General features: G+C 71.5%; 15 protein-coding genes and 3 pseudogenes. 10 read left to right on the top strand and 8 right to left on the bottom strand.

Annotation, left to right across the window (positions count from 1 at the left end; genetic code table 11):
* Window positions 1-304: 304 nt before the first annotated feature.
* Entirely contained in the window at window positions 305-502 is a 198-nt protein-coding gene (locus AB0B50_RS00315; RefSeq protein ID WP_362323215.1) for a hypothetical protein, read from the bottom strand.
* A gap of 653 nt (window positions 503-1,155) precedes the next feature.
* Window positions 1,156-1,669: pseudogene (locus AB0B50_RS00310) on the bottom strand (GTP-binding protein); the annotation flags it as partial.
* Window positions 1,670-1,878: 209 nt separating this feature from the next.
* Here AB0B50_RS00310 and ppk2 point away from each other — a divergent pair.
* The 5 genes and pseudogenes from ppk2 (at window position 1,879) to AB0B50_RS00285 (ending at window position 5,643) form a co-directional block, all read left to right on the top strand.
* On the top strand, window positions 1,879-2,664 hold the full coding sequence (gene ppk2, locus AB0B50_RS00305; protein WP_362323213.1) for a polyphosphate kinase 2: 786 nt from the start codon (window positions 1,879-1,881) through the stop codon (window positions 2,662-2,664).
* A 461-nt stretch (window positions 2,665-3,125) separates the two neighbouring features.
* Window positions 3,126-3,947 carry a hypothetical protein gene (locus tag AB0B50_RS00300; RefSeq protein ID WP_362323210.1) on the top strand — a complete coding sequence of 274 codons (822 nt, stop codon included), beginning with the start codon at window positions 3,126-3,128 and terminating at the stop codon, window positions 3,945-3,947.
* A 70-nt stretch (window positions 3,948-4,017) separates the two neighbouring features.
* The gene (locus AB0B50_RS00295) at window positions 4,018-4,173 is read left to right on the top strand and encodes a hypothetical protein (RefSeq protein ID WP_362323207.1); all 156 of its coding nucleotides are present in this window, start codon (window positions 4,018-4,020) and stop codon (window positions 4,171-4,173) included.
* A gap of 36 nt (window positions 4,174-4,209) precedes the next feature.
* A pseudogene (locus tag AB0B50_RS00290) lies at window positions 4,210-4,395 on the top strand (hypothetical protein); the annotation flags it as partial.
* A gap of 282 nt (window positions 4,396-4,677) precedes the next feature.
* Window positions 4,678-5,643 (top strand): pirin family protein, encoded by a 966-nt coding sequence (locus AB0B50_RS00285; RefSeq protein ID WP_362323204.1) that lies wholly within the window; start codon window positions 4,678-4,680, stop codon window positions 5,641-5,643.
* A 57-nt stretch (window positions 5,644-5,700) separates the two neighbouring features.
* Here the strand turns inward: AB0B50_RS00285 and AB0B50_RS00280 are convergent.
* Window positions 5,701-5,891: pseudogene (locus AB0B50_RS00280) on the bottom strand (pirin family protein); the annotation flags it as partial.
* Window positions 5,892-6,049: 158 nt separating this feature from the next.
* On the opposite strand from AB0B50_RS00280, the gene AB0B50_RS00275 reads away from it, so the two are divergent.
* On the top strand, window positions 6,050-6,403 hold the full coding sequence (locus AB0B50_RS00275; RefSeq protein WP_362323201.1) for a tetratricopeptide repeat protein: 354 nt from the start codon (window positions 6,050-6,052) through the stop codon (window positions 6,401-6,403).
* Window positions 6,404-6,504: 101 nt separating this feature from the next.
* Here AB0B50_RS00275 and AB0B50_RS00270 read toward each other — a convergent pair whose 3' ends face one another.
* Complete coding sequence (locus AB0B50_RS00270) at window positions 6,505-7,977, bottom strand: HAMP domain-containing sensor histidine kinase (RefSeq protein WP_362323198.1); 1,473 nt, start codon at window positions 7,975-7,977, stop codon at window positions 6,505-6,507.
* 7 nt (window positions 7,978-7,984) lie between these two features.
* Entirely contained in the window at window positions 7,985-8,881 is an 897-nt protein-coding gene (locus AB0B50_RS00265) for a response regulator transcription factor (protein WP_362323195.1), read from the bottom strand.
* 225 nt (window positions 8,882-9,106) lie between these two features.
* Here AB0B50_RS00265 and AB0B50_RS00260 point away from each other — a divergent pair, with 225 nt between their 5' ends.
* Together AB0B50_RS00260 and AB0B50_RS00255 are read left to right on the top strand one after the other, a co-directional pair.
* Window positions 9,107-10,381, top strand: coding sequence for a glycosyltransferase family 4 protein (locus tag AB0B50_RS00260; protein WP_362323192.1), 1,275 nt, complete (start codon window positions 9,107-9,109; stop codon window positions 10,379-10,381).
* A 95-nt stretch (window positions 10,382-10,476) separates the two neighbouring features.
* A complete protein-coding gene (locus AB0B50_RS00255) occupies window positions 10,477-11,040 on the top strand; it encodes a dihydrofolate reductase family protein (RefSeq protein WP_362323189.1) in 564 nt (187 codons plus the stop codon).
* A gap of 83 nt (window positions 11,041-11,123) precedes the next feature.
* Here the strand turns inward: AB0B50_RS00255 and crcB (AB0B50_RS00250) are convergent, their stop codons facing one another.
* Both crcB (AB0B50_RS00250) and crcB (AB0B50_RS00245) read right to left on the bottom strand, forming a co-directional pair.
* Window positions 11,124-11,498, bottom strand: coding sequence for a fluoride efflux transporter CrcB (gene crcB / locus AB0B50_RS00250; protein WP_362323186.1), 375 nt, complete (start codon window positions 11,496-11,498; stop codon window positions 11,124-11,126).
* Window positions 11,495-12,049 (bottom strand): fluoride efflux transporter CrcB, encoded by a 555-nt coding sequence (crcB, locus tag AB0B50_RS00245; RefSeq protein WP_362323183.1) that lies wholly within the window; start codon window positions 12,047-12,049, stop codon window positions 11,495-11,497. Before crcB (AB0B50_RS00245) ends, crcB (AB0B50_RS00250) begins: the two co-directional genes overlap by 4 nt.
* A gap of 290 nt (window positions 12,050-12,339) precedes the next feature.
* Here crcB (AB0B50_RS00245) and AB0B50_RS00240 point away from each other — a divergent pair, with 290 nt between their 5' ends.
* Complete coding sequence (locus AB0B50_RS00240; RefSeq protein ID WP_362323180.1) at window positions 12,340-13,626, top strand: amidohydrolase; 1,287 nt, start codon at window positions 12,340-12,342, stop codon at window positions 13,624-13,626.
* 33 nt (window positions 13,627-13,659) lie between these two features.
* Here the strand turns inward: AB0B50_RS00240 and AB0B50_RS00235 are convergent, their stop codons facing one another.
* The gene (locus AB0B50_RS00235; protein WP_362323177.1) at window positions 13,660-14,415 is read right to left on the bottom strand and encodes a PAS domain-containing protein; all 756 of its coding nucleotides are present in this window, start codon (window positions 14,413-14,415) and stop codon (window positions 13,660-13,662) included.
* Window positions 14,416-14,570: 155 nt separating this feature from the next.
* On the opposite strand from AB0B50_RS00235, the gene AB0B50_RS00230 reads away from it, so the two are divergent.
* Window positions 14,571-17,822, top strand: coding sequence for a cytochrome P450 (locus AB0B50_RS00230; RefSeq protein WP_362323174.1), 3,252 nt, complete (start codon window positions 14,571-14,573; stop codon window positions 17,820-17,822).
* The last annotated feature ends 24 nt before the right edge of the window (window positions 17,823-17,846 follow it).

Genomic DNA, 17,846 nt, shown 5'->3' with positions numbered 1-17,846 from the left:
GAGACGCTCCCCCTTGCGGCGCGGCTCTGTTCATCCTGCCGCCGGCCATACTGCATCTCTGATTCCGGCCAGGACGCTCCCGAGTGCCGACCCGCGCCGGCCCCGTCCTCGCAGTGACGTCCGACCCGGCAGAACATGGAGAACCGGGGGCAGAAATGGGGAGTGAGCCCGCAAGGCGAGCGGGCGAGGCGGCTCCCTCGGTTCCTCGTGGGCGCTCGCTCGGCCCGGCTCGCCCTCCCCCGGGCCGGGCCCGCGCAGCGCCGACGGGAGACACCGTTCCCCGTACGCCCGTCGCGTTCGGCCCTCACGGGGTTGGTCGGGCGATGGCCTCGCGGACTTCTCGATCGGGCCTTCCCTCGATGTACCGGTCGGCCGTGACCTGCAAGCCAACCGTGATGTCGAAGGCACGCGACAGCCCGGCCAGGCACAGGACTCTCCGGACGAACGGGGTGCCGACGACGAGCGTGAACCGCTCCTGGTGTGCCATGACACCGTCGCGCACCCGGCACGGCAGTGTCACCCCACCACAATCCAGGACCGAGACTCCTCGCAGGTCCAAGGGGAGGCGAGAGGCCTGTCGGCGCCCTCACGGGACCGAACGGCCCCTCTTGGGCCGCAAGTCCGTGCAGAGTGGAAGCGAGTGCTTCGGGCAGGAGGCGACCGGCAGCTCTCCTCATCGGCTCGACCAGCACGCCCCGAGTCGACTGCCGCCTGGGTCCCATCGGCCCCCTCACCCATCCCGTACATCGCTCACGGCGCGTGGTGTCGTCATCCGGAAGGGCCCGAGCGCCTCTCCGAAGAGGCTCACCTCAGAGGGCGGACAGGCCCGTCCCTCATTCCGGCTTCCCGAACCCGAGCGCGTCTGCTGTGGCATCAACACCTACTTCTTCGACGTCCGGGCGAAATAGGCGCTGGCGATGGCGGCCACCGCGAATATCGCGGCGATGATGACAACGGCAAGGGGCCAGTCCATGGCTCCCCCTCTCGCGCGAAGCGTGCGAACTTTCCGATGCGACCACACGACACCCGCCGGGCCTTTCGGCGCCAGCCACCGAAGGGCCCCACGACGGGGCCGATCGGCCCCGTCGTGCGTTCCCGTGGGCGAGCGCGATTGCCCGGCGATGGCCTCCATCCACAACCAGGCGCCCACACGTGTCACTTGAGTAACTTGGTGACCTGCCCGGCGCCCACGGTGCGGCCACCCTCGCGTATGGCGAACTCGAGCCCCACTTCCAAGGCGACCGGTTGGATCAACTGCACGATCACCGTGGTGTTGTCGCCCGGCATGACCATCTCGGTGCCCTTGGGCAACATCACCACCCCGGTGACGTTCGTCGTGCGGAAGTAGAACTGCGGCCGGTAGGTGGCGAAGAACGGGGTGTGCCGTCCGCCCTCGTCCTTGGAGAGGATGTACGCCCACCCCTCGAAGTCCATGTGCGGGGTGACCGAGTCCGGCTTGATGACAGCTTGGCCGCGCTCGACGTCCTCACGCCTGATCCCGCGCAGCATTGAGCAGCTCACGGACCTCGAGCTCGACCAGCTCCAGGATCCCCTCGTCGTCCACCATGTCGGCCTTGCTGAGGGCGGCCACGATGTACGGCGCGCCCACCTGCCGGGCCGGCAGCACATGCTCCTTGGTCTGCGGCATCGGCCCGTCGGTGGCGGCGACGGGAGCCGGCTGCTCCGTCGGTCATGCGGTCGGGCGTGACGGCCGCCCGGCTCAGCCCGGAGAGGCCGTCCGGGCCGCGCACCCGGTCCTCATGGCCCTGCTTCGGGGCAGACCTGCGCGCCGCGTACGACCGGGCTCTCGCCGCCGGATTCTTCCGTAGGGTCGTTGCGGGATACGAGCGTGCGATGGCGTGAGGCAGGTGCGTGACCATGAAGAAGGAGTTGTACGAGCGCGAGCTGTACCGCCTGCAGACGGAACTGGTGAAGCTGCAGGAGTGGGTGAGAGCCGAGGGAGCCCGACTCATCGTGGTGTTCGAGGGACGCGACGCGGCGGGCAAGGGCAGCACCATCAAACGCGTCGCGGAACACCTCAACCCACGCGTCACACGCATCGTCGCACTGCCCGCGCCCACCGAACGCGAGCGCACACAGTGGTACTTCCAGCGATACACCGAACGCCTTCCCGCGGCGGGAGAGATCGTTCTCTTCGACCGGAGCTGGTACAACCGCGCGGGCGTCGAGCACGTCATGGGCTTCTGCACCAAAGCGGAGCATCAGCGCTTCCTCCACCAGTGCCCCCTCTACGAGCGCCTGTTGGTGGAGGACGGACTGCTGCTGCGCAAGTACTGGTTCTCGGTGAGCGACGCGGTGCAGGAACAGCGCTTCCGCCGCCGTCTCCAGGACCCCACACGCCGTTGGAAGCTGTCCCCCATGGACCTGGAGTCGATCACGCGGTGGGAGGCCTACTCGCGGGCGAAGGACGAGATGTTCGTGCACACCGACATCCCCGAAGCACCTTGGTACGTCGTCGAGAGCGACGACAAGCGCAGCGCGCGGCTGAACATGATCGCCCACCTGCTCTCGACGATCCCGTACCACGACGTGCCGCCACCGAAGCTCGGCCTGCCGCCGCGCCCACCCACGACGGGCTACCAGCGTCCGCCACGGGACCTGCAGTCCTATGTCCCCGACTACGCCGCCGGTCTCGACGGGTGATCCAAGGGCGCCACTCGCGGCAGCCTCGTTCGATGCCCGGAACCACGCGGGTGCACGCGTCAGCCACCCGCACCTGTCCCGCTGGCTGTGGCTGGGGAAGTGGCTCCACCAGGACACCGGAGGAGTCGCTCCTCTCCTCCACCCGTCCTCCACCCGCACATCGACGCCGGGAAACGGCACATCCTCGACCGCCTTGCTCGCCACGACAAGAAGTACGGCGGTGCCGGAGCACGGTGCGGCCCGCCTCCTCGGCGAGTTGTTGGCAGGAGCGAGTCCCGGCTGTGACTGCCACCCCGATGGCTGGCCACCAAGTCAAGGAGCTCTGGGCCAGTCCGTTTTCACACGGGCCGATCAGGTGAAGTGAAGCGGCGCGGACGGAGAAATCGGTGTTGGAAGCGCCGCACGGTCCAGACTGCGGACCCGTCCCCCTCTGCTTCTACGCGATGTGAGGTACCCCAGACATGCGACGGACCCTCCTGACCACCCTGACCATCACCACCGCGCTCAGCGGCCTGCCGGCCACCCAGGCCGTCGCAGTATCCCCCGCCGCCGCTCCGCGGGCGGCAGCGCAGGCCGGACCCGAACAGCACTGCGGCAGGATCCACACGCTCAGCGGTGGCCGCACCAACAAGGCCAATGTCAGACTGTGCGCCAAGGTCGGCAAGGCCCGCCAGTTCATGACCATCGCCACGGGGTCCAACTGCTGGAATCTCACCGGCACATGGAAGCACTGCGACGTCACGGGCACGTGGAAGATGCTCCACGACGGTGAGCAGGTCGCCCGCGGGACGGTGAACCGTTCCCTCCCCTATGTCGGCCCCGGCACCTACACAGTCGTCGCCGACGTATCGGTGCACGCCCACAACAACGAACCTCTCAGCGGGACTCATATTGAGGGCACGGTGACGAGCACCTTCACCCTGACCAGCCCGAAGAAGGACTTGCCGTTCACCGTCGAGGTGACACCGAAGCATCGGGACGCCTACGCCGAGACCCCGATCAGGTTCACCGTGGCCAGCAATGGCGAGGCCGAAGGGGAGCTCGAACTCCAGGGCCACGGGATCTCATCGGCTACCCCGGGCTGCGGCACCGCCAAGTGGGACGAGGGCCGTTCAGCAATGATCACGTGCGAGATCTCCAAGGGCGAGAAGAAGACGGTCGAGCTGACCGCTCGCACGCCGACCGCCGACGAAATGCTCGACGAGTGCGCCATTCACTGGCAGGTCGAGTGGTCCAACGGCAGCCAAGGGCACACCATCCACGACACCATCCACTGCCGCTAGGAGACATGACGGCCCAGCTTGCTCCGAGACCTCCGCGTCCCGGCCGCCTGCGCCCCTGGGAAAAGCGCCCTTGCCCGACGGCGCAGCCCCATGGATGCTCAACACCCGCATGTGGCCGGGATCGTTGTCCGAGTACGTCGAGCAGTTGCTTTCCATGGCCGAGGTCCTCCTGCCCGACCCGCGGCACTTCGCCCGCTCGTACTCGCCCGCGAGCTCGGCCACCTGATGACCGCACCAGCCACTCGGAGCGTTTCCGCTCGACAACTTCGAGGCGCTGCTCGACGGCGAGGGCCCGTCGAACGTCAACCCGTCGTCGAGCCGCGAGGAGCAGCTCGCGAACATCCGCAGCATCCATCCGCCGGAGAAAGAAGCACTCGGCGCGCTCGCGATCGAGATCGAACCGCTCGGCAGGCAGCAGTTCCCCGGGGCAGGTTCGCCCGACGGTTGATTTCCTCCGAGTCCCGCCGGGCGGCCCGTCCGCCTCCCCGGAACACCCCGCGCATACGCCCTTGAAAGATGCAGTACACACATGGCTCGCTGGAGTTACCGTGCGTTGACCAGTTCGTGCCCGCCGCCCCTCGACTCAGGAGCGGCGGACGTCAAAACGTCGCCGACCAGTGCCCCGCACTGGGACGCGACGCCGCGCCCCGGTCCAACTCGTCTCCGCAAGACGGGACCGGGGCGCCGGTACGCGTGCCATCCGAACATGATCACGGCTAGGTTGTCCGACATGAGCAACCTTGACCGGCATGCCACTCCCTCACTGTGCGGCGGCCGCGGATTCGTCGTCGCCGAACCCGTACGGGAACTCCTCAACCCGAAGCGCGTCCAGCTCGGGGAATCCACGGAAGTGCGGCGGCTCCTGCCGAACCTGGGGCGTCGCATGATCGGCGCGTGGGCATTTGTTGATCATTACGGGCCCGATGACATCGCGGACGAGCCCGGCATGCAGGTGCCGCCCCACCCGCACATGGGTCTGCAGACCGTCAGTTGGCTGCACGACGGCGAGGTGCTGCACCGCGACAGCACGGGCAGTCTCGCCACGATTCGGCCCCGTGAGCTCGGCCTGATGACCTCGGGCCGAGCGATCTCGCACTCCGAGGAGAGCCCCAGGACGCACGCCCGCCTCCTGCACGGCGCGCAGTTGTGGGTCGCCCTGCCTGACGCGGACCGGCATACCGACCCGAAGTTCGAGCACCATGCCGAGCTGCCGAAAGTGTCCGCGCCCGGCATCGAGGCGACCGTCATCCTCGGTGACATCGACGGCGCCACGTCCCCCGGCACGACGTACACCCCAATCGTCGGCGCCGACCTCGCGCTCGCAGCCGGCGCCGAGGCCCGGCTCCCCCTCGTGCCCGACTTCGAGTACGGCGTGCTGTCGATGTCCGGCGAGGTGTACGTCGACGGCGTGCCGGTCCCTCCAGGATCGATGCTGTACCTCGGCTGCGGCCGCAGCGAGCTGCCGCTGCGAGCGGAGTCCGACGCCGGGATCATGCTGCTCGGCGGCGAGCCTTTCGCCGAAGAACTGATCATGTGGTGGAACTTCGTCGGCAGGACGCAGCAGGAGATCGAGCAGGCCCGCGAGGACTGGATGACCGGCAGCCGGTTCGGAGAGGTGAAGGGGTACGACGGCGGCCCGCTTGCGGCGCCGACGCTGCCCTCGACACCGCTCAAGCCGCGGGGACGGACTCGGTAGGACACAAGAAAACGCCCCCGCCCGCATCGCTGCAGGTGGGGGCGTCTGTGCTGTGGACCAATGAACGACGAAGCACCAGGCGCCGATCATGCGGCGCCCCAGGTTGGGCGACAGGCGGCGGACCTCGGCGGATTCGCCGAGCTTGACCCGTCGGGGGCTGAGGAGTTCCCGTACCGGCTCCGCGACGACGAATCCCCGTCCGCCGCACAAGGACGGGGCGCCTCGCGATCAAGTTGCTCATGCCGCACAACCTGCCCCCCCCGCGGCACCGCGGGGCAGTCACGGCTCAGCCCCGTACCCCGCCAGGCCCGGTGGAAGCCCGCTAGAAGCCCGGCGGAAGCCCGACGGAAGTCTGGTGGAATATTCAACTACATCCTGGCGTTGCAGGCATCGAAGGAGGCAGACAGTGGACATGACGTACTACGACCACGGAACGGCGGCGGAGCGCTGGGAGCGCGCGCGGCAGTTCTTCGACGCCAAGGAGTACGCGACGGCGGCGCGCATCCTCGACGCCCTGGCCGACGAGGTGCCCGAGCAGGTCGCCCCGCGTCTGCTGCTCGCCCGCTCCTACTACCACTCGGCCCAACTTCGGCGCGCGGAGACCGAGTTGCTGAAGGTCCTGGAGCTCGACCCGGTGGAGAGCTACGCCCGGCTCATGCTGGGCCGCACGCTGGAGCGGCAGGGCCGCGCCGACGACGCGGCTGGGCACCTGCGGATGGCCGCTGCGCTGAGCGGCGACTTCGCCCAGCCGACGGCGTAGCCGACACCGCCGGACCGCGCCACACCCCGAAGGCTCCCGCACACGTCCGCGGGAGCCTTCACCACGTGGTGCCCCGGCCCCCCTCAAGGCCCGGCCTTCACTCACCCGCGCCCTTCTTCCCCCACCGTGAACCCGATCACCGCTCCCCCGCCCCGCCGTGCCCGTACGAACACCGTGCCGCCGTGTGCGGTCGCCACGTCGCGGACTATGGAGAGGCCGAGGCCCGAGCCGGGCAGGCTGCGGGCGTTCGGGGCGCGGTAGAAGCGGTCGAAGATGTGGGCCGCGTCCGTTTCCGCCACTCCGGGGCCTCGGTCCAGGACCTCGACGCGGTGATCCGTGACCGCGATCTCGATGGGTTCCGTGCCGCCTCGGTCGAACTTGGCCGCGTTCTCCAGGAGGTTCGTGACCGCGCGCTGCAGAGCCGCGGGTCGGCCGGGAAACGCGGGGGCTTCCGGCGTCCGTACGGTGACCGTCACGGCGCGGCCCGTGCGGCGCCTGGCCGCGGACGCCGCGTCCTCTGCGACCTCCGCGAGGGTGAGCTCCTCCGTGGGCTCGTCGTCCGTCCTGCCCGCCGCGAGGTCGACCAACTCGTTCACCAGGTCGGTCAGTTCGCGGGACTCCTCGGCCAGGTCGGCGACGAGTTCCGCCCTCGCGTCGGGCGGCAGTTCGTCGATACGGCGCAGCAGCGCGATATTCGTACGCAGTGAGGTGAGCGGGGTGCGCAGCTCGTGGCCCGCGTCCTGGACGAGGCGGCGCTGATCGTCCTCGGACTGCGCGAGGCGGCCCAGCATGTGGTCGAAGGAGCGGCCGAGCCTGCCCACCTCGTCGCGCCCGGCGACCGGCACCTGGATGTCGACGCGGCCCGTCGCGGCGACGCCCTCCGCGGCGTGCGCGAGGCGCACCAGGCGGCGGGTGATGCGTCGGGCCAGCCACCAGCCGACAAGACCCGCGGCGAGCACGACCAGGCAGGCGAGCAGGACCGTGCGGTTCTGCAACTCCTTGAGCAGGTCCTCGGTGTCGCTGAACTGCTGCGCTACCTGGACCGCGCCCCGGCCGCCGCCGAGGGCGACCGTCGCGAGGCGGTAGTCCTCGCCGCCGATCTCGATGTTCCGCCGCGCCACCTTGCCCGGCTGCAGGTCGGCGGCGACCTCCTGCTCCATCGCGCCGACGGGCAGCGGCCTGCTGCCCCGGTCGACGATCCGGCCACCGGCGTCGAGGACCTGCACGTCGGCGCGGGTCGGCCGGGCCAGGTCGTCGCGGAGGCCGTCGTGGTCGAGGTCGCCGGTCGCGTAGTCCTCGGCGTCGAGGGCCCGGTGCCGCACCTGGGTACGCAGGTCGCCGACGACCTCGGTGAAGACCGACTGCTGGTCCCTGCGGACGAGGTGGGCCGCGGCGTCGTAGCCGACCAGGCCGACCAGCAGCGTCACGCCGGCGGCGACCGCCGCGAAGGAGGCCGCGAATGTCGTACGCAGACTGGTCCGCGAACGGCGCGCGCCGCGCAGGACGCGGAGGCGAAGGTGGGGGCGGGCTCGAAGGTGGGGGCGGGCTCGAAGACGGGGAGGACGGAAACGCATACGGGGCTCAGGGCTCCCGGAGGACGTACCCCACGCCCCGCACCGTGTGGATCAGCGGCGCCGCGCCCGCCACGTCGAGCTTGCGGCGGAGGTAACCGACGTACACCGCAAGGTTCTTGGAGCTGGGGCCGAAGTCGTAGCCCCAGATGCGGTCGTAGATGGTGGGGTGGTCGAGGACGATCCCGGCGTTGCGGGCGAGGAGTTCGAGCAGGTCGAACTCCGTGCGGGTGAGATCGACCTCGACGGAGCCGCGCCACACGCGGCGATCCAACGGGTCGATCCGCAGATCCCCCGCGGTGACGAGCCCGTCCAGCCCGTCGGGGCTGCCCGCGCCGCCCCAGTCGTGCGGGCCGTCCGAACCTTCCGCACCGCCCGCGCCACCCGAACCCGACACGCCACCTGCACCGCGCGAACCGTGCGGGCCACCCACGCCGCCCGCAACCTCCGCGCCGCCCAGGCCGTCGCCGCCCTCGAAAGAAGCCGTCCCGCCCGGCCGCTCCCCGGCAGCTCCCTTGGCGTCCGGTCGCCGCCCGGTGCCGTCCGCCCTGCGCAGCAGCGCCCGCAGCCGCGCGAAGACCTCCTCGATCTCGAACGGCTTGGCCACGTAGTCATCGGCGCCCGCGTCGAGGCCCGCGATACGGTCCGCGGTCTCCACCCGTGCCGTCAGCATCAGGATCGGCGTGCGGTCGCCCTCCGCGCGCAGCACCTGGCAGACCTGGAGCCCGTCGATGCCGGGCATCATCACGTCGAGGACGAGGATGTCCGGCGGCCGCAGATGGGCGCTGGCGAGGGCCTGGATGCCGTCGGCCACGGCCGTGACCTCGTACCCCTCCAGGGTGAGCGCGCGTTCGACGGCATGCCGGATGGCGCGGTCGTCCTCGGCGAGCAGCACGGTGTGGGGCATCCGCCCAGTCTGCCAAGCCGCCTGGTGGGGCCCCGCCGCCGGGTGCCCGCAGCGCCTTCTTCTTACCCGGCTCTCACCTTGCCTCTCATGGCTTCTTACCCGCCCCTCACCCGCCGAGGCCCCGCGGCTTACCCCGGGGCGCAAGGGTGGGCCTCCGTCCACCGCGCGGCCCGTCGAACCGGACCCGCACGGTCCCGTCGCGCTCCGCCAGGGGGAAAGCACCGCATGAAGGTCGTGTTTCTGCTGCACAACGCCTACGGCGTGGGCGGCACCATCCGCACCACCTTCAACCTCGCGGCGGCGCTCGCCGACCGACACGACGTCCGCGTCGTGTCGATGACACGTCACCGCGAGGCGCCGCGCTTCGCGGTCGACCCGCGGATCGCCCTCGTGCCGCTGGTCGACACCCGCGTGGGCAGCGCCGACACGGGCGATCCGCTCCTCGCCGAGCCCGCGCGGGACTTTCCCGAGGCCGACCGGCGCCATCACCAGTACACGCGCCTGCACGACGTACGCGTCGAGGGCTATCTGCGCGGCTGTGACGCGGACGTCGTCATCGGCACCCGGCCCGGCATCAACGTCTACCTCGCCCGCTTCGGCCCGCGCCGCGCCCTGCGCATCGCCCAGGAGCATCTGCGGCACGACGCCCACAGCAAGCGGCTGCGCGCCGAACTCGCCCGCCACTACCGCGAGTTGGACGCCGTGGTCACGACCACGGAGGCGGACGCCGCCGTCTACCGCACGCGCATGCCGCTGCCCGGCGTGCGGGTCCTCGCGGTGCCGAACATCGTGCCCGCCCCCGAGAGTCCGCCCTCCGACGGCTCCGCCAAGGTGGTCGCCGCCGCGGGCCGCCTCGTGCCGGGCAAGCGCTTCGACCTGCTCGTGGAGGCCTTCTCCGCGGTGGCCGCGCAGCATCCGGAATGGAAGCTACGCATCTACGGCGGAGGTCCCGCCAAGGCGGGGCTCCAGGACATGATCGACGGCCTGGGGCTCGGCGAGCACGTCCGGCTGATGGGGGTGCGCTCACCGATCGAGGCGGAGTTCGCGAAGGCGTCTCTGGTCGCGTCCGCCTCCGACGCCGAGTCCTTCGGCATGACGCTCGTCGAGGCGATGCGCTGCGGGGTCCCTGTGGTCAGCACCGACTGCCCGCTCGGCCCGGCCGAGATCATCCGGGACGGGCACGACGGCCGGCTCGTGCCGCGCGGCGACGGACACGCGCTGGCGAAGGCGCTCGTGGAGCTCATCGAGGACGCCCCGCTGCGCCGCAAGATGGGGGCCGCCGCCCGGGAGAGCGCCCACCGCTACGACCCGGACCCGATCGTCCGCCGCCACGAGGACCTCTTCGCCGAGCTGGGCGCGACACGGCGCACGCGGGCGTGGCGTCGCCGGGCGGGCGCACTGCGACGCCGGTGCCGGTCCCGCGCGGGGGCCGCGCGGCGCGGCGTGCGCCGGGGCGCGCGTGCGGCGAGGGCACGACTGAGGCCCACGCGCCCCGCCTGACGGCCCCGTCCGTGCGGCGTATCGTCACGGCCATGCGTCCCTGAGCGGGTACGACGATGGCGAGGACCGCTGCTACGACGATGGCGAGGACCGCGATGCGGAAGATCATCTGGGCGATGTCGGCATCTCTGGACGGCTTCATGTCGGGTCCGGACGGCGAGTTGGACTGGCATCTGGTCGACGACGAACTCCACCGCCACTTCAACGAACTGACCAGTGCCATGGGGGCGTTCCTGGACGGCCGCGTCACCTGGCAGCTGATGGCCGAGGCCTGGCCGACGGCCGACGCCGATCCCGAGAGCACCGAGCCGATGCGGGAGTTCGCCGCGATCTGGCGCGACATGCCCAAGTACGTGTTCTCCAGGACGCTGGAGCAGGCCGACTGGAACACCACGATCCTGCGCGAGGTCGTGCCCGAGGAGATCCGCGCGCTCAAGGAGTCGGCGGACGGCGACATCTCGCTCGGCGGCGCCGATCTCGCCGCGTCCTTCCTGCGGCTCGGGCTCGTCGACGAGATCCACGTGTACGTCCATCCCGTCCTGATCGGCCGGGGCAGGCCCATGTTCCAGGCCTCGGACGTGAAGGCCGACCTCAGGCTCACGCAGACGCGGACGTTCGGCAACGGCGTCGTCCTGCTCCGCTACGAGCGCGTCAACTGATGCGCACGGGCTCTGCCGTGGCCTGAAGACGCGGCGCGGTCAGGCGCGAACTCGCGGCGCGGCCAGGCGCGAACTCCACGGTGTCACTGCCACAGGGCCTCGGCCGCGGCCATCCCCACGAAGGCCGCGCCGAGGCCCGCGGCGACGCTCCCGATGGCGTTCGCCACCGCGGAGAACCGCGCACCGCTCTCGGCGAGCCGCAGCGTCTCGTACGAGAAGGTCGAGTACGTCGTCAGCGCCCCGCACAGCCCGGTGCCGAGGAACAGCTGGGTGTGCGAGGAGGCGGCGCCCGCCGTGACGGCGCCGGTGATCACGCCGAGGACCAGGCAGCCCACGACGTTGACGGTGAAGGTTCCCCAGGGGAAGCGGGAGTCGTGCCGCGTCTGCACGGCGCGGTCGGTGAGGTAGCGCAGCGGGGCGCCGATCATTCCGCCGACGGCGACGAGCAGCCAGTTCATGACGCCCTCCGTGCGAGCAGACGGCGCGTCGTCCACGCCGCGCAGCAGACCGCCGCGAGCGCCGTGAGCAGGGTCAGGGCCAGATAGACCAGGCCCGTGCGAGCCCGTCCCGCGCTCACGAGGCGCTCGATGTCCACCGCGTACGTCGAGAACGTGGTGAAGCCGCCGAGGACGCCCGTGCCGAGGAACGGCCGCAGCAGGGGGTGCGCGCGTGCCGTCCGCGCCTCGGCGACCAGCACCATGAGGACGCCGATCGCCGCGCAGCCGACGGCGTTCACCACGAGCGTGGTCCAGGGGAAGCCACCCGCGACGCCCGGCCAGAGCAGGGACGCCGCGTAGCGGGCCGAGGCGCCGATGCCGCCGCCCAGGGCCACGGCGGCGAGGACGAGGCCCTGGCCGTGCGTCAGCTCGCGCCGCTGGGCGGGTACGGACAGGTCGATGTCGGGGTCTGTGGGATCTACAAGGTCTGTGGGACCTGTGTGCTCTGTGGGTTCTCCGGGTCCCGTGGTTCCTGCGGGCCCTGCGCTCTCTGCACGCTCTGCGGGGTCCATGTGTCTCCGTGTCTCCTACTCGCCGTCGCCCGTCTTCGAGCGCGCTCGTTCGCAAGTAGGGACCGTTGGCGGCATTCCGCGCCGCGGTTCGGGTACGGCGGGCCCCACCGCCGCGCGGCGCCTCCGGGCCCTGCCCGGGGGATCACCGCCGACACCAGGCTAACCGGGCCGGCCGTTCACCGCGTCATCGGGCCCGCGGTGATCGTCTTCGACGGGCAGGTGGCGGGTAGGGACACCGCATCCCTCCGGACCGTATCGGCCCGGCGTACCCCTCTGGCATTGGAGTGCTCATGACCGTCCGCGTGACCCCGCTGCTGAACGGACTCGACGCCCGGCTTCCCGGTCTGCGCGAGCTGTACGAGGACCTGCACGCCCACCCCGAGCTGTCCTTCCAGGAGGTGCGCACGGCGGGTGTCGTCGCCGCGCGTCTGCGGGAGCAGGGGTGGGAGGTCACCGAGGGAGTGGGCGGCACCGGAGTCGTCGGCGTACTCACCTCCGGCACCCCCTCGGGCGAGGGCCCCGTCGTGCTGCTCCGCGCCGACATGGACGCGCTGCCCGTGGAAGAACAGACCGGACTCCCCTACGCCTCCACCCGCACCGCGCTCGACGGCGACGGCAACGAGGTCCCTGTGATGCACGCCTGCGGCCACGACATGCACGTCACCTGCCTGTTGGGGGCCACCGCGCTGCTCGCCGCCAACCGGCAGGACTGGCGCGGCACGGTGGTGGCGGTGTTCCAGCCCGCCGAGGAGGTCGGCGGGGCCCCCGCGATGATCGAGGACGGCTTCCTCGACCGCTTCCCGCGCCCGGATGTGTGCCTGGGCCAGCATGTGGCGCCCGCGCCCGTCGGCTTCGTCGGCACCCGGCCCGGCCCTCTGATGGCGGCCTCCGACAGCATGCGGATCCGGCTCTTCGGGCGGGGCGGTCACGGGTCCATGCCCGAGACGACGGTGGACCCGGTGGTGATGGCGGCGTCGGTCGTGCTGCGCCTGCAGACCGTGGTCTCCCGCGAGGTGGCGGCCTCTCAGACGGCCGTGGTCACCGTCGGGTCGCTGCACGCCGGCACCAAGGACAACATCATCCCGGACACCGCGGAGCTCGAGGTCAACATCCGCTCCACCACCCAGGCGGTACGGGAGAAGGTCCTTGCCGCGGTCGAGCGGATCGTCCGCGCGGAGGCCGCCGCGTCCGGCGCCCCCAAGGAGCCCGAGTTCGAGCCGCTGGACTCCTTCCCCGTCACCGTCAACGATGCCGCGGCCACCGCCACGGTGCAGTCCGCGCTGACCGCGGCGCTGGGCGAGGGCCACGTCTTCACGCTGCCCAGGACGGTCACCGGCAGCGAGGACTTCGGCACCTTCGGCTCCGCGTTCCACGTGCCCTCGGTCTTCTGGCACTTCGGCGGCGCGGACCCCGCGGCGTTCAGCGGCATCGACCTGGGCGACCTCCTGGAGAACGGGATCCCGGCCACGATCCCCTCCAACCACTCCTCCCGCTTCGCGCCGGTCCCGGATCCGACCATCCACGTCGGGGTGACGTCGCTGCTCGCCGCGGCGGCCCAGTGGCTCGACGGGGTGTAAGACCACCGGGGCCGCGCCGGCAGTCGCAAGGACTCAACTCCGGCCGCCGCACGGCCCGGTGCGGCGTACGGCGGGAGCCGACGCCGCGGGCGGCCATGCCTCGGGGTCGAGGAGACCCAGTACGTAGGCCCGTGCCACCAGCGCCGTCCGGTTCGGCGCGCGCAGTCGGCGGCACAGCCGTGTCAGGTGGTAGTTGACACCGTCGACGCCGATGCCGATCGTGCGCGCCACGACCGCCGTCGTGTCGCCGCCGGCGACCAGCCGCAGGACGCGGGCCTCCTGGGCACTCAGCGCCGGGTGCGTGAACTCCTCGCCGGTGTCGTCGGGGTGAGCGGCGGCGCACCTCGGGCACAGCCCGGCCGGCTCCGTCCTGTCCGCCTCCTCCTCCGCGACGCGCAGCGTCACCAGCAGCGGCCGCTCCAGAGGGTCGGTGACCGGCTCGACGGTCACCTGCCCGTGGCGTGCCGCGCCCGCCACGGCCCAGCTCACCTCGACCGGGTAGCGGGACCTGCGGCCGGAGCGCATGGCCTCGTCCAGTTTGCGGAGCTGCTTCTCGTTGGTGGGCGTGAGCAGTTCGAGCAGGAGCCGGTTCGCCACCCGGCCCGGCTGGAGGCCGAGAGCCGCGGCGAAGGCGGGGTTGGCGACGGTGACGACACCGTCCGCGCCGCTGACGGCGGTCGGCACGGGCGATCGGTCGAGCAGGCTGAGGAATCTGCCGCGCCACACCGCCGCGTCGGCCTCCGGCATCACGTTCCCGGCCGCGTCCGCCGCCCGCTCCCGCTGATGCACACCGGCCCCTCTCGCACAAGAGACATCGGTCCAATGCCCCCTACAAGAATAGGTAGTCCTGGCCGAGGATCTCCGAGCCCGGCGGGCGACGGTGGAAGCGGCGCCCGGCGCATCGGGCGTCGCTTCCCCTGCACCCACGGGAAAGGGCACTGGCCATGAGCAAATCACCCACCGTCGAGGTCCGCGCTCTCCGGGACCACCCGGACCTCGAACTGCCCGTCGTCGACATCACGGCCACCGGCGTCACCAGCACCCCGGTCCAGCAGGCCATGGAGTTCGGACGGCTGCACGGCCCCCTCTTCGCCCGCCGGTATCACGGGCGCGAACTCGTCTGGGCCTGCTCCCTGGAACTGGTCGAGGAGCTCTCCGACGAGACGCGTTTCGCCAAGGGAGTGGGACCGGCCCTGGAGAACGTCCGCGGCTTCGCGGGCGACGGCCTGTTCACGGCGTACAACGACGAGCCCAACTGGGCCAAGGCGCACGACATCCTGCTCCCCGCTTTCGCCATGAACTCGATGCGTACGTACCACCCGCACATGCTGCGCGTGGCCAAGCGCCTCATCGCCTCCTGGGACGGGCGGTTCGCGCCCGGCACGGCCCGGTCGGCGCCGGTGAACGTGTCGGACGACATGACCAGGATGACGCTGGACACCATCGGCCTGTCCGGCTTCGGCTACGACTTCGATTCGTTCGGCCGCACCGATCCGCATCCCTTCGTCGAGGCGCTCGTACGTGCCCTTGGCCACAGCCAGACGAAGCTGGCCCGGGTTCCGGGTGAGGACCACACCGCCGAGGACCAGACGTTCGAGGCGGATGCCGCCTTCCTCGCCGAGGTCGTCGACGAGGTGATCGAGTCCCGCAAGGCGTCGGGGGACACGTCGGCCGACGACCTGCTCGGTCTGATGCTCAACTCCCCGCACCCCGTCAGCGGAGAGCTCCTCGACGAGGCCAACATCCGCAACCAGGTCATCACCTTCCTGATCGCCGGGCACGAGACCACATCCGGCACCCTCGCCTTCGCCCTCTACCACCTCTTGAAGAACCCGGCGGCGCTGCACCGCGCGCAGGCCGAGGCGGACGCGCTGTGGGGTGACGAGCCGGACCCCGAGCCGACGTACGAGGACGTGGGCCGGCTGCGTTATGTGCGGCAGGTCCTCAACGAGGCGCTGCGGCTGTGGCCCACCGCACCCGCGTTCCAGCGCAGGGCCCTGGTCGACACCACCATCGGCGGGCGCCATCCGATCGAGGCGGGCCAGAGCGTCCTGGTACTCACTCCGCTGCTGCACCGCGACCCCGTCTGGGGCGACAACGTCGAGGAGTTCGACCCCGACCGCTTCACCCCCGAGGCCGAGGCGGGCCGCTCCCCGCACGCGTACAAGCCGTTCGGCACCGGCGAACGCGCCTGCATCGGGCGGCAGTTCGCGCTGCACGAGGCCACCATGCTGCTCGGCATGCTGGTGCACCGCTACCGCTTCGACGACCACGCCCGCTACCGCCTGAAGGTCAACGAGACCCTCACCCTCAAACCGGCGGACTTCACCATGACGTTGGCCGCCCGCACCGCCCAGGACCGGGCGCGGGGCCGGGCCGCCCTCAGCACCCTCGCCCTCCCCGCGGACACCACGGGCGGAGCCACCGGAACCGAGGACGGGCTGCCGACCCGGGCCGTGGCAGGCACCCCGCTGACCGTTCTGCACGGCTCCAACTACGGAACCTGCCGCGGCTACGCCGAGCAACTGGGCGCGCTGGGCACCGAGTTGGGCTTCGACGTGCGCGTGACCTCGCTGGACGAGGCCACGGGCGAACTGCCCACCGACACGACGCTGGTGATCGTCGCCGCTTCGTACAACGGCCAACCCACCGACGACGCGGGCGAGTTCCTCACGTGGCTGGCACGGGCCGCGCCGGACACGGCGGCCGGCGTTCGGTACGCGGTCCTCGGCGTCGGGGACCGCAACTGGGCGGCGACCTACCAGCGGGTGCCCACCCTCATCGACCAGGGACTCGCCGCCGCAGGCGCGACGCGCCTCCTGGAGCGCGCCGAGGCCGACGCCTCCGGCGACCTTGCCGGGGCCGTACGGCGCTTCGCCCGGTCGCTGCGCGAGGCGCTGCTGCGGCAGTTCGGGGCCCCGGAGAGCACCGGAACCGCCGACCCCACGTCCCCGGCCCGGACCTACGACGTGGCGGAGGTGACCGGCGGACCGCTCAACGCGCTGACCGCCCGGCACGGCGTGACGCCGATGACCGTGACGGAGACGGCCGAACTGGCCGATCTCTCCCATCCGTTGGGGCGCTCGAAGCGGTTCCTGCGGGTCGCGCTCCCGGACGGGACCGCGTATCGCACCGCCGACCATCTGAGCGTACTGCCGGTCAACGCACCGGAATTGGTGGAGCGCGCGATCACGGTGCTCGGCGTGTCCCCGGACACCGTCCTCGACATCCGCGCGCACCGGCCCGGCCGCACCACCCTGCCGCTGGACCGGCCGATCGCCGTCCGGGAGCTGCTCGGCCGGTACGTCGAGCTGCAGGACGCCCCGACCGCCGAGCAGACCGCCCTGCTGGCCACCCACAATCCGTGCCCGCCGGAGCGGCTCGCACTGGAGCGACTGGCCGCGGCCGAAGACGGGCCGACCGCACGCCGGGGCAGCCTGCTCGACCTGATCGAGGCCCACCCGGCGCTGCGCGGACACCTGCCCTGGCCGGTCCTCCTGGAACTGCTGCCGCCGATCCGTCCGCGCCGCTACTCGATCTCGTCGTCGCCCGCCGCCGCGCCGGGCCACGCCGAGCTGATGGTCTCGCTCCTGTCGGCCCCCGACCGGTCCGGCCGCGGGACCTTCCGCGGCACCGGCTCCTCGTACCTCCATCGCGTGGCGGCCGGAGACACCCTCCACGCGCGCGTGCTGCCCTGCCGGGAGCAGTTCCGTATCCCCGAGAACACGAGGACCCCGGTCATCATGGTCGCCGCGGGCACGGGCCTCGCCCCCTTCCGCGGGGCGATCGCCGACCGACTGGCACAGCTGCGCCGGGGCCGTCGACTTCCGCCCGCCCTCTGCTACTTCGGGTGCGACCACCCCGACGTCGACTATCTGCACCGCGCGGAGCTGACGGACGCGGAGCGCGCGGGCGCGGTCTCGATGCGCCCGACGTACTTCAAGGCCCCCGAGGGCGGCCTCCTGTTCGTCCAGCACCGGATCGCGGCCGAGGCCGAGGAGGTGTGGCGGCTGCTGGAGTCCGGCGCGAAGGTCTACGTCTGCGGCGACGGCACGCGGATGGCCCCCGGAGTCCGCGAGGCGTTCCAGCAACTCCGCATGAAGTACGCGGGTGACGACGGGCCGGCGGCGCTGGCGTGGTGGCAGGGCCTGGTGGCCGAAGGGCGCTATGTCGAGGACGTCTACGCGGGCAACTGACGCAGCCGTGCGCGCAATGGGGAC

Source organism: Streptomyces sp. NPDC041068 (genome assembly GCF_040647455.1).
In the GTDB taxonomy this organism is placed as follows: domain Bacteria; phylum Actinomycetota; class Actinomycetes; order Streptomycetales; family Streptomycetaceae; genus Streptomyces.
Note: the sequence above shows the minus strand (reverse complement) of the source record. Positions and strands in the feature narration are given on the sequence as shown.

What these genes read in the sequence shown, in the direction of transcription:
- ppk2 (WP_362323213.1), top strand. Translation starts at nt 1,879, where the DNA reads ATGAAGAAGGAGTTGTACGAGCGCGAGCTGTACCGCCTGCAGACGGAA.
- AB0B50_RS00300 (WP_362323210.1), top strand. Translation starts at nt 3,126, where the DNA reads ATGCGACGGACCCTCCTGACCACCCTGACCATCACCACCGCGCTCAGC.
- AB0B50_RS00285 (WP_362323204.1), top strand. Translation starts at nt 4,678, where the DNA reads ATGAGCAACCTTGACCGGCATGCCACTCCCTCACTGTGCGGCGGCCGC.
- AB0B50_RS00270 (WP_362323198.1), bottom strand. Translation starts at nt 7,977, where the DNA reads ATGCGTTTCCGTCCTCCCCGTCTTCGAGCCCGCCCCCACCTTCGAGCC.
- AB0B50_RS00265 (WP_362323195.1), bottom strand. Translation starts at nt 8,881, where the DNA reads ATGCCCCACACCGTGCTGCTCGCCGAGGACGACCGCGCCATCCGGCAT.
- AB0B50_RS00260 (WP_362323192.1), top strand. Translation starts at nt 9,107, where the DNA reads ATGAAGGTCGTGTTTCTGCTGCACAACGCCTACGGCGTGGGCGGCACC.
- AB0B50_RS00255 (WP_362323189.1), top strand. Translation starts at nt 10,477, where the DNA reads ATGCGGAAGATCATCTGGGCGATGTCGGCATCTCTGGACGGCTTCATG.
- crcB (WP_362323186.1), bottom strand. Translation starts at nt 11,498, where the DNA reads ATGAACTGGCTGCTCGTCGCCGTCGGCGGAATGATCGGCGCCCCGCTG.
- crcB (WP_362323183.1), bottom strand. Translation starts at nt 12,049, where the DNA reads ATGGACCCCGCAGAGCGTGCAGAGAGCGCAGGGCCCGCAGGAACCACG.
- AB0B50_RS00240 (WP_362323180.1), top strand. Translation starts at nt 12,340, where the DNA reads ATGACCGTCCGCGTGACCCCGCTGCTGAACGGACTCGACGCCCGGCTT.
- AB0B50_RS00230 (WP_362323174.1), top strand. Translation starts at nt 14,571, where the DNA reads ATGAGCAAATCACCCACCGTCGAGGTCCGCGCTCTCCGGGACCACCCG.